General features: G+C 68.0%; 12 protein-coding genes and 1 pseudogene. 1 reads left to right on the top strand and 12 read right to left on the bottom strand.

What is annotated here, in order from left to right; translation table 11 throughout:
• Positions 1-534: 534 nt before the first annotated feature.
• The 7 genes from VT52_RS31880 to tap all read right to left on the bottom strand — a co-directional run bounded on the left by VT52_RS31880 (position 535) and on the right by tap (position 7,326).
• A complete protein-coding gene (locus VT52_RS31880; protein ID WP_046419124.1) occupies positions 535-846 on the bottom strand; it encodes a hypothetical protein in 312 nt (103 codons plus the stop codon).
• Positions 843-1,295 (bottom strand): MarR family transcriptional regulator, encoded by a 453-nt coding sequence (locus VT52_RS31875; protein WP_046419123.1) that lies wholly within the window; start codon positions 1,293-1,295, stop codon positions 843-845. The genes VT52_RS31880 and VT52_RS31875 overlap by 4 nt, the downstream gene beginning before the upstream one ends.
• A 928-nt stretch (positions 1,296-2,223) precedes the next feature.
• Positions 2,224-2,502 (bottom strand): BrxA/BrxB family bacilliredoxin, encoded by a 279-nt coding sequence (locus VT52_RS31870; protein ID WP_276207992.1) that lies wholly within the window; start codon positions 2,500-2,502, stop codon positions 2,224-2,226.
• 20 nt (positions 2,503-2,522) lie between these two features.
• Positions 2,523-2,642, bottom strand: a complete 120-nt coding sequence (locus tag VT52_RS39465) for a BrxA/BrxB family bacilliredoxin (protein ID WP_276207991.1) — start codon at positions 2,640-2,642, stop codon at positions 2,523-2,525.
• Positions 2,643-3,044: 402 nt separating this feature from the next.
• Positions 3,045-4,061: a hypothetical protein gene (locus tag VT52_RS31865; protein ID WP_046419121.1), complete on the bottom strand. Its 1,017-nt coding sequence runs from the start codon at positions 4,059-4,061 to the stop codon at positions 3,045-3,047.
• 424 nt (positions 4,062-4,485) lie between these two features.
• Positions 4,486-5,043: a telomere-protecting terminal protein Tpg gene (gene tpg, locus VT52_RS31860; protein ID WP_046419119.1), complete on the bottom strand. Its 558-nt coding sequence runs from the start codon at positions 5,041-5,043 to the stop codon at positions 4,486-4,488.
• 9 nt (positions 5,044-5,052) lie between these two features.
• Positions 5,053-7,326 carry a telomere-associated protein Tap gene (tap, locus tag VT52_RS31855; RefSeq protein WP_046419117.1) on the bottom strand — a complete coding sequence of 758 codons (2,274 nt, stop codon included), beginning with the start codon at positions 7,324-7,326 and terminating at the stop codon, positions 5,053-5,055.
• Between the two features lie 197 nt (positions 7,327-7,523).
• Here tap and VT52_RS31850 point away from each other — a divergent pair, with 197 nt between their 5' ends.
• Entirely contained in the window at positions 7,524-8,507 is a 984-nt protein-coding gene (locus VT52_RS31850; RefSeq protein WP_240509958.1) for a hypothetical protein, read from the top strand.
• A gap of 524 nt (positions 8,508-9,031) precedes the next feature.
• Here VT52_RS31850 and VT52_RS31845 read toward each other — a convergent pair.
• The 5 genes and pseudogenes from VT52_RS31845 to VT52_RS37355 form a co-directional block, all read right to left on the bottom strand.
• Entirely contained in the window at positions 9,032-10,216 is a 1,185-nt protein-coding gene (locus VT52_RS31845; RefSeq protein ID WP_046419115.1) for a ParB/RepB/Spo0J family partition protein, read from the bottom strand.
• A complete protein-coding gene (locus VT52_RS31840; protein WP_046419113.1) occupies positions 10,213-11,478 on the bottom strand; it encodes a ParA family protein in 1,266 nt (421 codons plus the stop codon). Before VT52_RS31840 ends, VT52_RS31845 begins: the two co-directional genes overlap by 4 nt.
• Before the next feature lie 1,114 nt (positions 11,479-12,592).
• Positions 12,593-12,826, bottom strand: a complete 234-nt coding sequence (locus tag VT52_RS39180; RefSeq protein ID WP_338059209.1) for a S1 RNA-binding domain-containing protein — start codon at positions 12,824-12,826, stop codon at positions 12,593-12,595.
• A gap of 41 nt (positions 12,827-12,867) precedes the next feature.
• Positions 12,868-13,377: pseudogene (locus VT52_RS39175) on the bottom strand (helix-turn-helix domain-containing protein); the annotation flags it as partial.
• A gap of 111 nt (positions 13,378-13,488) precedes the next feature.
• Positions 13,489-14,184, bottom strand: a complete 696-nt coding sequence (locus tag VT52_RS37355) for a hypothetical protein (RefSeq protein ID WP_046419111.1) — start codon at positions 14,182-14,184, stop codon at positions 13,489-13,491.
• Positions 14,185-14,361: the final 177 nt, after the last annotated feature.

Below are 14,361 nucleotides of genomic sequence, written 5' to 3'. Positions count from 1 at the left end.
CTCCGCATCTCGGGGGAACCTCAGCCCGGTGGGCGGCCGTCGCCCGGTGGGCGGCGGGGGCGGGATCGGAGTCGGGGTTGGCTGCGGGTGGCCGTTGCCCGGTGCCGGACCGGAAGCCGCCGTGGCGACAACGCCGGGCCGAGCCGAGTCCGAGGATTGGCAGCTGGAGCACGTCTCGGCCGTAGTGCGAGGAGCGCGCGCAAGGGGCCCAGGCCCCGGCCTCGTTCTGGGCGGCCACCTGTTACCCGAGCGACCGCCCGCCGGCCAGCCCGAGACGGCAGGAGTGGAGGGTGGTCCTGGAGTTCCTCAGGGCCCTGGGCACCGGCATCGCGCTCCCCCGGCTGCGCCCGCTGGTGTGTGATCACCTTTGCCGGGCCAAGCTCTCGACCTTGCCCGAGGAGGTCTGATCAAACGCATGAATCAGCCTCCCGTGGCCGGAACGCGGGTGGCTCATGTACGTGAGGTCAATGAGTAGCGCGCCCAGGACCGGTACTCATTGACCCTACGTACATGAGCTCTGCTCTTCCGAGCCGATCAGGTTGCTCGGCGCAGGGGTACGACGACGTCCTCGCCGGTGCTCTTCGCGCTGAGTCTGTAGTAGCTGATGTGCGCGAGCCGCTCGGATTCCTCAAGCCAGCCGGCCTCCACCACCTGGCGCCGGGTGCGGGAGAACACGGTCGGGGACATGCCGACGAGCTCGGCGAGCTTGGCGCCGGTCTCGATGACCGCGCCCGCGCGGTCCGCGGGGTGCATGGCGTAGAGCATGACGATCAGGCGCTGATTGGCGGTCATGCCGGCGGTGCGGTGCAGGACGTCCAGGAGCTTCTGCTTGTCGTCGTTGTTCACTGGGCCTCCCACAGCAAGGGGGTTGTGTTGTCGAAGCCGGGAATGTCCGGCGGGTTGCACGTCTTGATCGCTTCCCGTTGCTCGATCCCAGTCCCGTGGAAGGCAATGTACGGGCTGATCCGGTAGAGCCGGTAGTTACCGATGCGCCCACGCTCGATCAGAATGCGCAGTTTGAGAAGCTTCCGGTTGATCTTTCCCACGGCGTCAGCGGTCATCCCGACCTTCTTGGCGATGTCCGCGCCGGTTGCCCTCAACGGTGCCATGCCCTGGGGAGAGACTCCGATCCACCACAGGACCATGTACTTCTGGCTCGGGGTGAATTCCTTGCTCTCGGTGATCGCCTCGACCCTGGCCTTGTCGACCTGGATGTGCTCACCGGAGAAGGCGTAGGGCGCATAGGGGATGGCCTCGCCCGTGTCGGCGTCGACCAGTCTGCGTACTGCTCCCAATGGGCCCTCCGTGGCCGGCCATTGCCTCAACGTGTATGAGTAGCGACCCTCAGGCCGACCAGATGAACTTAACGTACATGAGCGCGAAGTTCATGTAGTCCGCCTCCAGGGCGTGTCGCTGAATCAGACGTCGATCCGCCACACCCCCGCTCCCCGCCTGGAAACGGCGTCTTCCTCATGAACGTCACGTCAATCTGGTCAGTTCCTGCAACCGTGGTCACAGATCACAGGACATGGGCACTCAGGCCTGAGGAACTGCCTGCCCTGCTCCTACAACCTGGGTGCACGATGCTGGGAACCCGGTGCCAGATCGTCAGAACTTGCTGTAGAAACCGTTTGTGCAGGTCAGCCCGGCTCTACGCGCTGCGCCCTCTTTAGCAGCAGGACAGGAGGTTCCCCGCTGCCGTTCCCGCCCACGCCTGGTGTCCCGTACGCGGTCACCCGAAGCACTGTTCAGTGGGCCCTGGGGCGTTCATGCCCTTCGCCCCCGCCGATCGATCGACGAAAATCCGCCCCTTGCCCCCGACAGCTCCTCAGCCACCGAAAGCACGCCACCACGCGACCGCACACGACGAAGTACCCGCCACGTATGTCTTGATCAGCCCACGCCTGGCTCGGCCCCGTTGTCGGCGAACACCTTCCACCGTGCCGCAGCCGCCCGATCGGCTGTTGGCCCCGTCGGGCACCCGGAGGCCCCCTAGGGCCGAGGATGCACCGACCCTGGGCGCCGGAGAGCCGCGATTGGGGTGCTCCATGGGGCTGGCGGGCCAGGAATCACGCTGGTCCGCCACTGACTGGGCTGTAGAGAAGGTGGGGTTCCCTGTACCAGCGCAGCTTCCCGGAGGCCGCGGATGTTCGTGTTCTTCGGCGTCTCGGCTCTGCCGCCGGCGGGTGCGCGAGCGAGTGCCGATCGCGACTATTTGCCGAACTAGTCGAACCCGCTCCGCAGGTCGGCGGGCACCCTGGCGGCGTCAGCGTCACGTCTTTCGATGATCTGGCGTGGGAGGAAATGGACTGGTTCGCCGTCCTTGAACGGGGCGAACGACGGTTCGGAGGGCGGGCTGTGCGCGAAGTAACCACGCATCCGGGCGAGGGCTTCACAGTCCTGTTCGGCGAAGACGGTCAGCAGCCTGTGGGGGCACCCGGAGTCGCCCGCGAGAGCGATGCGGGCGCCAGAGCGGGCCACGTCGGCCGTGGTGCCAGACACGGCGTTGACGACCACCGGCGTCAGCCCCTCTGGGCGTCCTGCATCGCAGCGTCCACGTCCAGGGGGGTGAGCAACTCCTTGAACCCGATCGAGGTCAGCTCTTCCCGCATAGGCTTGACCAGAAGTGGCGAGTAGGACATCCCAGATCCTCACGTATTGCAATGTGCTGATAACCGAGAGTAGGTGGGCGTGTCGAAGTGCGCGCACCGGCGGTAGATCCGGATGACAGGAACTCCGCCTTTGCGACAGGTTTTCCGCTTCGGCTCACTGGCCGTGCCGAGGTTCTGTAGTTGTCGGACGAGGTAGACCCCCAGGGGGTGACTTCGTCCTGTGGGACTGTCTGGTCCCGGTCGACCGGCACGCGGACGTCTTCCGGAGCCGGATGCACCATTCCGGGAAGCGTGGCCACACGATCGGCGGACGCCGACCACCGGTCGAGCGCGGTTCTTCGGTGTCGAGCAGCACAGCGGCCCGACGCGCCGGTGTGGTGAGTCGGGCCGCTGTATGTCGAGGCTGTTGTGGGCTCGTGTCGGGTTCGGGGGTCAGATGCCGAGGGCGTCGATGGCTGCCTGGAGGCGGCGGCGTTCGGCATCGGCGTTCATCAGGTGCAGGTTGACACCGTCGAAGATGCCTCTGTCGCTGTCAGAGGGGCCTGCGGTGATGGTGTCCTGCAGCGCCTTTGCGTAGTCATCTTCAGCCTGGTGGTAATCCCTCAGGAGGGTGGCTTCGGCGTCGCTGTAGGTGTCGGCGGGGGCGTGGAGCTGGTGTTCGGCCACGGGGTTGGGGAAGCCGGGGGCCTGGACGGGGGCCCGCATCGGGTAGAGGCCGTACTCGCCGCCGCTGAGATACCTGAGCCAGCCGGAGTAGACGCCGGCGCAGGCACGCATGTCCAGCTTCGTCCACTGCCCTTCCCTGCCCGGGATGGTGGTGGACTCAGTGTGGCTCTTGCGGACCTCGGTGGTGTGCGTGGTGCTCTTCGACCAGCGGAACGAGGCGGTCTGCTTAACGCTGGTCCCGTCCTTTTCCATGCCGGCCTCGGCGGCCAGGCCGAACTCCCACCCTTCCGTGGTGGAGTCGGTCACCGAGATGCTCGCCTCATCGACGTAGGACTTGTTCTGCACCCCCTCGAACGGGGTCGACCCGCAGATGAACGGCGCGACCGCCACACGCTTCCCAGCGAAGTGGCCAGACTCCGCGTTCGCGACCGACATGAGGGCGACCGGCCCGTACGGCGCGGCCCAACACGCGGCCGTCTTGAGCCTCTCCGGGGTTCCGATGGCCCACTCGGTCCAGTTCTCGTGGACTCGAGCAACCTGGCTGTCGTCGATCCCGAACTTCTTGTATGCCTCGGACAGCGGGAACTCGGCCTCGATCTGGGACTTCGTCACGGAGTAGTCAAAGCTCGCCCGGAATGTGGGGCCCGCCCTGAAGAATTCGACCTTGGGGGCCCGCTTGAGGTAGATCTCTTCGGGTGCGTTGTAGCCGACCTGGCGGTCGGGCGGCAGACAGTTGTAGATGCCGACGCTGACCTGGCCGTAGCCGTCGGGCGCGTAGCCCATGTGTGGTGTCCTTCCGCATGGTCGTCAAGCCCGCGGGATGCCCGGGCGGGCCACTCGGCGCCGTCGATCGCGATCTCGGCATCGTCCGCACGACCCCCACGGCCATCCCTACGGGCTGGTTGGATGGCGCGGATCCACCCTCCCGCAGGGCCCCGGCATCGGCCGGGCTCCCCCGCCCGGGTTCACCTACACGGCGGAACGCGCGTCCCGGCGCGCACCGCAGCTCACGACACCGAACCCGCAGGCCCACTGCCCCGGTGAGGAAGCAGACGCCCATCCGGCGAGGGAATTCGCCCTTCGGCGCTTCGCGCACCTGCGGGCAGTCCGAGGGGCCGCATGGCTGGGGCTAGCTGCTTCTCGGCCTGCGAACCAGGCGCTGCATCGCCACGCTCTCGTCGATCTGATCGGCTATCACCATCACCAGCTAGAGCTCGAACTCGAGGTGCTCGACGTCGGTGAAGCGGACTTCTTCCAGGGTTCCGGCGCGGCGGCCGCCGTCCTGGAAGTACACCTCCTTGAGCGCTTCGGCCGCGATCTGCTTGAGTTCGCGGTCGCCGGCGCCGGTCTCCTGTGCGTGGAAGAGGCGGGCGGCGTACTGCGGTGGCAGGGCCACTGTCAGGTGCCGGATGCGGTCCTGGTCCGTGGATCCGATGGGCGCGGTGTAGCCCATGCGGGCGCGAGTGTCGATGACGATGCCGCCGGTCGTCGCCGCTCTCTGCCGTGCCTTGGCCCGGATCTGCGGTTGCCACCGCCTCATCACCTCGCGCTCCAGGCGTGCGGCGAGGTCCGGGCGGGGCTTCTTGAGCTGGTCCTTCACGTATCGCTCGACGGTTCGCTGGGAGATGCCGAGCAGTTCGGCGACCGGTCTGGTGCCCTTGAGCTGTTTGACCAGGTACCGCATCCGCGGACCCGCGGCCTTGGGTGCCGGGCGGGTGAACGCCTTCTGCACGGCGGCGTCCAGGCCGTCCCCGAACAGGCTCATCGCCTTCTCCTACTCGCCGTTGTCGACGTCGGTGACGGCGCCGTCCTTGATGTAACGGGCGAGGTTGAGCTCCGGGGCGTCGAACCGCTCGCGGACCTCCTCCCCCCACAGCACGCTCTGTGTGCCCTCGTGCTTGACCAGGCCGGGGTTGATGCCGAGCTTGAACCCGCCGGGCAGCGGCTTGCCGTCCTGGTACGGCAGGAAGTCCAGCGGGCTCTCGCCGCTCGCGGCGTAGACGACGCAGTCGGACAGGATCGCGACCGGGTACTGCCCGGTGAACGCGGCGTGCTTGACGATCTTGCGGTGCAGGTTGATCCGGGTGCGGGAGATGACCGCCGCGCGGATGTCCGGCCGCCAGGTCGGGCGGGACAGGGCGCGCCAGGGCTCCCCCGGCCGCCAGCCCTCGCCGCGGGGCCGCTCGCGCAGCTTTCCCAGGCCGCCCTTCACCGTCGCCTTGACCGCCGACACGACGATCGCCAGTTCCGGGTCGCGGCTCTTGTAACGGTCCATCGCCGCGAGGAAGTCGGCCGGGGCGAGGTCGGCGTCGACACCGAGGTCGGCCATCGTGGCGAGGTAGGCGTCGCGCAGTCGCTGGTACCAGCCGTCCAGGTAGCGGCCGTTCGCACGCCGCACCCATGCCTCGGTCGGGCGCACCTCGTAGCCGAGCTCCTGGGCATAGGCGACGGTGGGCGTCGCGTACCAGGCCGGGCCCTCAGGCCGCTCGCCCTTCGGCGTGAAAGGGCTGGGCAGCAGCGAGCCGTCCAGCTGCACCCACTTGTCCTTGCCGACCCTCACCCGGGACAGGTCGACGTGGGACAGGTCCACGAGCCAGGAGCCGGGCAGCTTCGGATCGAAGACCGGGTTCGTGACGTGTGTCGGCGCGTCGAGTCCGACGGTCAGGCCGTTGGCGCCGGCCGCGAAAGCCATGTTGACGTCGATGCCGACCAGGTGCCGCAGGGTGCACTCCGCGTCGGTCATCGGCCGCGCCCAGTCGTACGCCTCCTCGAACAGCTTCTCCGCAGGTCCCCGGATGTGGAAGCGCGGCAGGTCCCTGAGGACCGGGTGGCCGTCGGGGGCCTCGCACGGCGCGCAGTCCACGGGGTCCTTGCCGAGGCTGCCGGGGTTGTGCTCGGAGTGCCGCTTGCCGTCGGCATCCGGCTCGGAGGCCCGGGTCGGCGGGTGCAGCGCGGTCATCAGCTCCAGCCCGGTCACGGCCGTGGAGCCGCGCGGTGTCATCACCCGGGACGCGTACACGCCCAGGACGCGGGCGAGTTCGGCCGGTGGGAGCTGCCCGGCCGTACCCCAGTGCCGGGTGTCCAGCGCGTGCCACGACGGGATGCACAGCTGCACGCAGGCCCGCTCCGAACCGGTCGCGGGGCGGTAGATCCGCGCCCACGGCCCGAAGCCGCGCTTGGTCAGTTTCCACTCCGCGCGCGAGAGCTGCTTGATGACCTTGTGGCTCTCCGGGATCCGCCCGGCGAGCCGTTCCTCATCGGTGAGGGCCACGGGGAGGCCGTAGCGCTCCAGGGCGGCCTCGGTGAGTACGAGCAAGGGGTCCGCGTCCTTGCCGGGCCCGGCCAGCTTCGGCTGTCCGAGCTTCGCCTCTCGCAGCGTCCACTCCACCAGCGCCGGGAGCGACCTGGCGGGCACGTCGAGGACCAGACCGCCGGTGCAGTACGCCAGTACTTGCCCGTCCTCGACGTCGACGACCGCCAGCGGGCCGTTCTCGAAGCGTGGGTCGGTGCCACCCGCCGGGGTACCGGCCGGGGTGCCTGCCGGAGTGCCGGCCGGGACTGCCCTCCGCGTGCCGGGACGGTGCGACGTCGATGGCCTGGTGGTGGTCGCCGGACGGGACGTGGCCACCGGGGCAGCGGCGACGGGGGCCGGGGTGACAGTGGTTGGGGTGACGGGGGTCGGGGCGGGGTTCCGGGTGCTCTCTGCTGCAGTCATGACCGCAGCCTCGGAGGCCGGTCCTGTGGGCTGGGGCGGCACTTCCGCCGGGTCGTCGGAGGAGCCGGTGAACATGTCGGGCGGCGGCGCGGGGTAGAGCTCCGAGAGCTGCCGGAGCAGTCGTGCGTACGCCTCGCGCTCCAGTCCGCGTGGCTCGGTCGGCTTCTTCGCCGACTCCCAGCCGGACACCGTGGCCCGCCGCACCTTCAGCGCGGTGGCGACCTCGTCCAGCGTCAGTCCGTGCGCCGTGCGCAGCCGTTTGCGCTCCTCCGCGGGCGGCAACGGGGAGCGGGACGCGACCAGCGCATCGACCGCCTCGAACAACTCGGACATGGAACACCTCCTGAACGCACAGACTATCGCGCAAACCGTACGGTTCTCGGTCTTCGGCCGTACGGATCACGTACGGATCGCGTTCAGGAGTGCCGGGGGTGGCCTTGGCCAGGGAAGGGCCGGAAATCGTCGCGTCGCGCCGGGCCTTCATGGGGAGATATGGGCGGGTTGATTGCCCGGAGTAGTCAGGAGGTCACGTGGGGTGGAAAGACGCGTTCGGTGACGCGATGAAGAGGCTGGAGGCGATAGGAGAGCAGCTCACGCGTCTCGGCCGTCTCGACGATCCGACCGTCGGGCTGACAGCACTGCACGGCGAAATCACGCAGAGCCGGTTGAAGATCCTGGAGCAGATCCAGGGGGGCGTCACCGGACTACGCGAGGAGAACCGGGAGGTCCGCCGACGTCAGGACCGGATGATCAGCGATCTGAACGAGACACGGGGCGAACTCCGGGAGCTCCAGGACCTTGTCGACATCCTGCGTTCGTTCGCGCCACCCAGGGGGGCGGCCGGGAAGCCCGGCGAGGACGCGCAGACACATGTGGAGGAGACCGTGCAGCCGCCCGAACCGGTGGTGGAAGCCGACTGCGGCTCGACCGCCCCTGCCGAGGCTCATCCGCCCGTCTCATCCGACACCGGCTCCCAGGGGGGAACCATGGAGAAAACCGAGCACCGGCCGCAGCCGGAGACCGGGGGCGGGGACCAGGACCTCGCGCTGAAGAACGCCATCGAGGCCGCCTACCAAGGCATCGGCACCCCCTCCGACCAGACCTCTGCCACCGCGCCGCAGGCATCCGCCGGCGGCGCGGACGATCCACGCATCGCCCACGGCGTCATGCTGCTGAAGGCCGCCGGTGTGGCTTCCGCCGAACTGGTCACACACCGCGACACATGGGAGTGGCTCGCCGCCCTGGCCGTCGATCACAGCCACTTCCGTACCCCGCCGTCCGTCGAGGACATCAAGGAAGGCCGCGTCCAGACCGTACTGTCCGGACGCTCCCTCATCGCCCTGCTGATCGAGCTGTGGAACACCCGCTCCACCGCCGCCCCGCTCCAGGGTGACTGGGCGCTGGCCATGACCACCTACAACCGCATCGCATCGGAACTCACCGACGTCACCGGACAGGGCGAGACCATCCGCATCGTCCTGGACGACGGACTCCCCCACGGGACCGGCAACTGACCAGCACGGCAGGACAACTCCCCCGGTCACACTGTGGTCCGCTGCTCCGCGGCCCACAGTGTGACCGGCCGTGCCTGCGGAATGGGGCGGGGGCGGTGTCGCTGTCGGCGAGGAGCAGGATGCTGCCGATACTCGCGACTTCCACTCAGGTGTAGGAAATGCGTATGCGGGGGCTGAGGGGGTGGCGGCCGTCGTCTTCCCCGGTGCCGGCAGATCGTGCATCTCGGCCGCCCGCGCTTCCTCGCCACGGGGCGCTTGGCCTGGGTCGACGACTCCCGCAGAGCGGCCATCAGGTTGAGCACTTGGCCTTCGCTCCCCCGGTGCCCTCGGTTCCTCCGGCTCCCCCGGTGCCTTCGGCTTCTCCGGCGGATCACTGGGAGTCGCGGCGGCGCTGGCCTTTCTTGGACAGCGAGGACGGATGCTTGGGTGTAGCTGCCTCGTGAGCCAGTGCCGTTGACCACGAGGCTGAGCTACTCCACCCAAGTGCCGCGGTTCAGCGGCATGTCCGCGTCCGCTGTGCCAGATCAGCTGGCGGGCACGGCCTGTCCATCGCGATGCTTGACAAGTTGGTCCAGCATCTTGCGGAACTCTTCTGGCGGCATCTTGTGGATCAGGAGTTGTGCCACGAGCATGCCGTCGTTGTAGGGGAACAACTTCGGCTGCTGCCGACCCCCTGTTCCGTCGGTCGCTTCGGCGACAGTGGCCTGCTCCGGTACCGAGGGTGTGATCTCCTCTGTTCTGTCGGCCGGCGGTTCGCCCTGTGCGGGCGCAGGCGCGGGGGCCGGCGACTCGACTTCGGCAGCCGCGGGCTTCGGTGCGGGGCGAGGTTCCGCATCCGGCCTGTTGGTGATTACGGCGTAATCAGCGGCAGGGCTCGTTTCGCCGGTGCCCTGGGTGCTGCTGTCGGGCTCGCCGGTGATTACGGCGTAATCAGCCGGGCGATCCTTCTCCGTGGTGTCCGAGTCTTCGTGCTGAACCTGGGCAAGGCGTGTCTTTGCCGCCTCCTTCCGGGCCCGCTCTGCCTTCAGCTCGTCCAGGACTGCTTCCTGCTGGTCGGCCGGCTTGTTGCCGACTGCGCGGAGAAGATCGATGGGTTCTTCGCCGATGCGGGCCTGCAGTTCGGGTGTCAGGTTGAGCAGGGCCAGACGTTGTGACACCCAGCCTTGGGAGCGGTGAAGGCGCTTGGCCAGGGCTCGTTGGCTCCCATGGATGGTCAGGAGCCGTTGGAGGGCTCGGGCCTCGTCGATCTCCTCAAGGTCCTGCCGGTGGATGTTGGCGACGAGGGCGGACTCGAGAAGCTCCTCGGAGGTGGCGCCCTGCTCGTCGCTGACCATCACCTTGATGGTGGCGAGTCCCGCTTCACGTGCGGCGGCGAGACGGCTGCTGCCGTCGACCACGACGTGGGTGGTGTCCGGCTCAAGGGCATCCTCCTGGCCCGGGTTGGCTTTGACGTAGGCGTCACGGTTCATGACCGTGATCGCCTGCTTCTGGCCGTGGGTTTTCAGGCTGCCGGCAAGGTCTGTGAGGTCCCCGAGGGTGGAGCGCGGGTTGTCGGGGTTGGGGCTGATGCGGTGGACGGGAAGCTCTGTAGGGGCTGCGATGCCTTCGGTGGGGACCCCGGTGGCAGCGGCCACAGCCTGGCGGCGCGCGCTGACGGGGCGCACTCCCCCGCCGAAGCGTCCTGCGCCGAGCTGGTCGGCCTTGCTCACAGGACCTCCCTGGCCAGGGCCCGCATGCCGATGGCCTGCTGCGACTTGGGTGCATAGGCCAGCAGGGGCCTCTTCACGCGCACGGCTTCCTTCTGTTCCTTGAGATCACCGATGAGTCCGACGACCCGGGGATCCTTTATGTCGACCCACCCCTGGAGCGACGAGGTGGCGATGTAGCCGCGGCGGGAGTCGTACAGGTTGACCACGATGCCGAGGTAGTCGATGTGGACTTGCAGGTCGCCCCGGAGGTCGTCGACCTGGGTGGTGAGCAGCTCATAGGCGTCCGCAGAGCTGTCTTCCGCCTGGACGACGATGAGGGCACCCGACTGGCCGGGCTTCTCGCCGTCACGGCGCCGGCCGTAATAGGCGGCGGCGTCCATGCTGAGTCCGAGGCTGGGAGGGCAGTCGACGATGATTACGTCGTAATCACTCTCGATCGGGGCCAGCGCCCGTTCAAGTGCTGCTTCCCGCGCCCGCACCGCGGAGAGACGTACATCGAGCAGGAAGGCGTCGTTACAGGCGGGCAGAAGGTGAAGTCTGCCGCCGAAGGTCTCGTCGTCGATCGAGACGATGAGATCCCGGAGATCGCCCTTGGGATCGCCCGCCATGTGGCTGGTGAGGCTGTCACCGTTCATCGGTACCGGTGCGGCCCCCAGCTGGTTGGTGAGGTGGCACTGCGGATCGAAGTCGACGAGCAGCACCTTCAGACCGGGGCCAGGAAGGTTCTCGATGTCGAGCGGGTCCTCTGTCGGCGGGGCTTGGCCTGCCTGGGTCTCGCTCTCCCTCAGAGCCTTGGCGAGCGCCTTGGCCACTCGTACCGCGTGCAGGGCCTCGGGGCTCTCAGCCAGTGCCTCGCCAAGGCCCGCGGTGATCGCCGTCTTGCCGACACCGCCCTTCTGGTTGCAGACGATGATGCGGCGGGTGATCTCGGGACGTTCGACGTTCGGGGCCGGGTTGGCGTCGAGCCACAGCTGGATCGACTGAGCCAGCCCTTGGGTGAGTGAGACCCGTCGGTCTGCGGCGGTCTGCCGGAACTCCTCCCACTGCCCGAAAGGCAGGAAGGTGGAGAAGGAGTCGGAGCCGGCGGTGTCGATGGTTGCCACGGCGGAGGCCAGGCTGCACCACTCTCTGATGCCCTGTTCAACCGCGGCCTGGATTTCGACACCGTGCTGGGCTGCTCTGATTTTGAGGTTCTGCCGGAGCCATCCCGGCAGCTTGGAGACGACCTTCTCGCGGTCGTTCGAGGTGACTGGGGAACTCATGGGGACACCATACTAACGTCCTTGATCGATTGCCCCATCGACACGTTAGTTAGGCACCCTTGTTGGGATGTCAGCTCCCCCGCCGGTTGATTACGCCGTAATCACTCGCCCTTGAGTCCCTACTCTTTCGCTACGAAGCAGATGATTACGGCGTAATCATCATGGAGCGTCGCGGCCTGGATTCGGTGTATTTCGAGGTCTCGTCGCGCCAGGAGCAGCAGCAACGTCACGCCAGTCCCCCGTCGGCGCCCCCGTTGGAAGGACATTGCCGAGCCATGTGCTGCCCCCTCATGCCTGGCCGGAGGCGCTCTCAGGTTCGAGCAAGTCATGGCGGCTATCCGGGTCTCGTGTCACTCGCGACCGCCTTCTACGACGAGGCTTCTGCGCCGTGCTCCCGCAGCAGGACGACCAGATCGCAAACAGGAAGCGCAGGGGACCTGTCGGTGGCCGCCGCCCAGTTTCGACCGCGAGTCGTATGCCTGCGAAGCACTCAGAGGCAAAGCCATCCTCGCGGGGGACATGGACACACACGTTCTCGCCCTGGCCTGCGATCTCGAGCAGGCCGCCATCGCAGACTCTCAGCAGGTCCCTGGCTGCACAGCCGAGCACCAGGCCCGGACTACCTGTCAGGACGAACAGGTCCGTCTCGCGTCTCAAGGCAGGCAGCACCTCGAACACCGGCCTACCGTCATCTCCGTGCCCAGCCAGGAGACTGATGGGGCAGGCGCCCGCCGGGCGAGGATCGAAGGTGGCGAGCGTGCGTGCTCGTGCCACAGGCCGCGCTCCCGACTGCCACGACTCCACTGACCACCCCAGGTCGAACCAGCCGCCTTTGGTGAGAAGGCTCAGCCTCCGCTACGAAGGGGCATCTGGCCGAGCTCCGAAGCAGCTGCTCCTTGCCGTGGTGGGGGTTGGTGATTACGACGTAATCACCAACCAGCCCGGGGGCTGGCTTCGGTCGCTGGTCGCTGAGCAATCGGACGTGGAGGTGGCCGAACCGCTCACCTCCACCGTCGGCACGGACGGTGTACCTCAACTGGCGCCATGACGAAGCAAGCCTCGGCCTGAGCTCAGGAACGCTCGCGCGAGGGACCGTCGCGGGAGCGTGCAGGAGTCACCGGTGGTCGGACGAGCTTTGTCGTCGAGAGAGAACCAGCCTGCGGCGCTCCCGGTCGACCTCGGTGACGACAACCGTGACCTCGTCGGTGACCTGGACGAAGACGCCGAACGGGGGGCCAGCTTGGGGACCCGTCCGTGCAGTTTCCGCCCCACCGCAGTGCGGTCGGCGAATCTTTGGAAGGGCTCCGGCTGTGCCGCCCGCAAGGACAGTCTGGCCTCCAGGTTCCATGTCACGAGGAACTGCGCACTCGGCAGCGAACGGCGGTCACGCCGGTCCAGTTTCGCCTCACGGACCAGGTCGGGGGATTCCTTCCAGGTTTTGGTGCGCTGGAAGCTGACACCGCGGCGGGCGAGCAGGCCGCGTAACGCCTCGCGGCCGATGCGGATCTCCCGGCCGTGTACTTTTCCGCAGGTAGGCGACGAGTTGGCGTAGGGGCCAGCGGGGGAGGGGCTGGCCGAGCTTGGTGGGGCGGGTGGTGGCCGTCTGGATGACGAAGTCCTCCTCGTCAGGGCTGGGTTGGCGGGGACGGCCTCCCGCCTTGAGGGCCCAGGCACGCCAGGCTGATCTCGTTGAAACGGTGGATCAGATCGCGGACGGTGTCCCCGTCGGCCTGCACCGGTTGGGCGATTGCCGGCACCCGGTTCCCGTCGGCCGAGGCCAGCAGCAGCAGCATCGTGCGCCGGTAGCGCACCGAGCCGGTGCTGCCGCGGCGCACGATCTGCTTGCAGCTTCTGCCCCTCCTGGTCGGTCAGCCTGCGCACGCGGACAGGCTTGGCCACCACACCTCCAGTAGTCGGATCGGATGTCACCCCGCACCCAAGCGCCTCGACCACCACCTCGGCGAACCTGTGCGGTCAGAGCGCCAGCCCCGTACCTCGCGGGTCACCGTTTCAGGTCTGTGGCCGGCGGGTTCGTCTGATGTCGACGCCGAGAAGGTCGAGCAGATGCAGCTGGACGCCACGGGTGATCGCCACGGCGGGGGGATAGGTGGCACTACCTGTCCGCACGGTCAGCTCTCCGAGGTGGTAGAAGACCATGCGGCCGGTTGGACGCACCCGTCGGCTGTCCGGATACAGGCCCGCCGTCTTCTTCTCCCCACCCAGCGCGCGTCGCGCCTGTCGCTCGATCAGGCAGAACACCAGCAGCACCAGGCAGATGACCTGGATCAGGGCGGCAGCGCGGTGGTTGCTCTGCACGAACAGCGGGGGGACGGCCAGCGGGCCTTTGATGTCGGAGTACCGGCGCTCAGAGAAGATCGCGGCCCGCGCCGGGGGAATCGCCGCCGATCGCCGGGTGGTTGCCTGCCAGCACTGGCAGGCCAGGCGCTTGTGACGGGCGGCTTGCCGGCCTGCGGCATTGCCCGTGGAGTGCATCAGGACGCGCCGCAGCCGAAACACCGGGTCGCTCTTGCGGCGAGTGGAGATGACGTGCACATCCTCCAGCACCCGGTAGCTCTCGCGCCGGCCGGGATCCTTGTGCGCGTCCCGGGCTGGAACCCGGTCCACGACCGTCGCCCGGTCGAGGTCTAGGCCGGCATGGAAAACATCGCTGATCCGGGCGGCCGGGACCGGAGCGATGAACGGCACCTTCGCCTTCAGCAGCGCGCCGATGTTCGTATAGAAACACCAGCTTGGGGGGCGCGATCACCAGGAACTCCTGCTCGCCCGCCAACTGTCGCAGGTCCCTCATCGTGCCGACGATCTGGCTGACCTCGGCGGCCCCGCCGTCGAAGACCCTGGAGTGCACTGGGATACCGCCATCGG

Source organism: Streptomyces malaysiense (assembly GCF_000980885.2).
In the GTDB taxonomy this organism is placed as follows: domain Bacteria; phylum Actinomycetota; class Actinomycetes; order Streptomycetales; family Streptomycetaceae; genus Streptomyces; species Streptomyces malaysiense.
Note: the sequence above shows the minus strand (reverse complement) of the source record. Positions and strands in the feature narration are given on the sequence as shown.

What these genes read in the sequence shown, in the direction of transcription:
- tpg (WP_046419119.1), bottom strand. Translation starts at nt 5,043, where the DNA reads ATGAGCCTGTTCGGGGACGGCCTGGACGCCGCCGTGCAGAAGGCGTTC.
- VT52_RS39465 (WP_276207991.1), bottom strand. Translation starts at nt 2,642, where the DNA reads ATGTCCTACTCGCCACTTCTGGTCAAGCCTATGCGGGAAGAGCTGACC.
- VT52_RS31840 (WP_046419113.1), bottom strand. Translation starts at nt 11,478, where the DNA reads ATGAGTTCCCCAGTCACCTCGAACGACCGCGAGAAGGTCGTCTCCAAG.
- VT52_RS31865 (WP_046419121.1), bottom strand. Translation starts at nt 4,061, where the DNA reads ATGGGCTACGCGCCCGACGGCTACGGCCAGGTCAGCGTCGGCATCTAC.
- tap (WP_046419117.1), bottom strand. Translation starts at nt 7,326, where the DNA reads ATGTCCGAGTTGTTCGAGGCGGTCGATGCGCTGGTCGCGTCCCGCTCC.
- VT52_RS39180 (WP_338059209.1), bottom strand. Translation starts at nt 12,826, where the DNA reads ATGGAACCTGGAGGCCAGACTGTCCTTGCGGGCGGCACAGCCGGAGCC.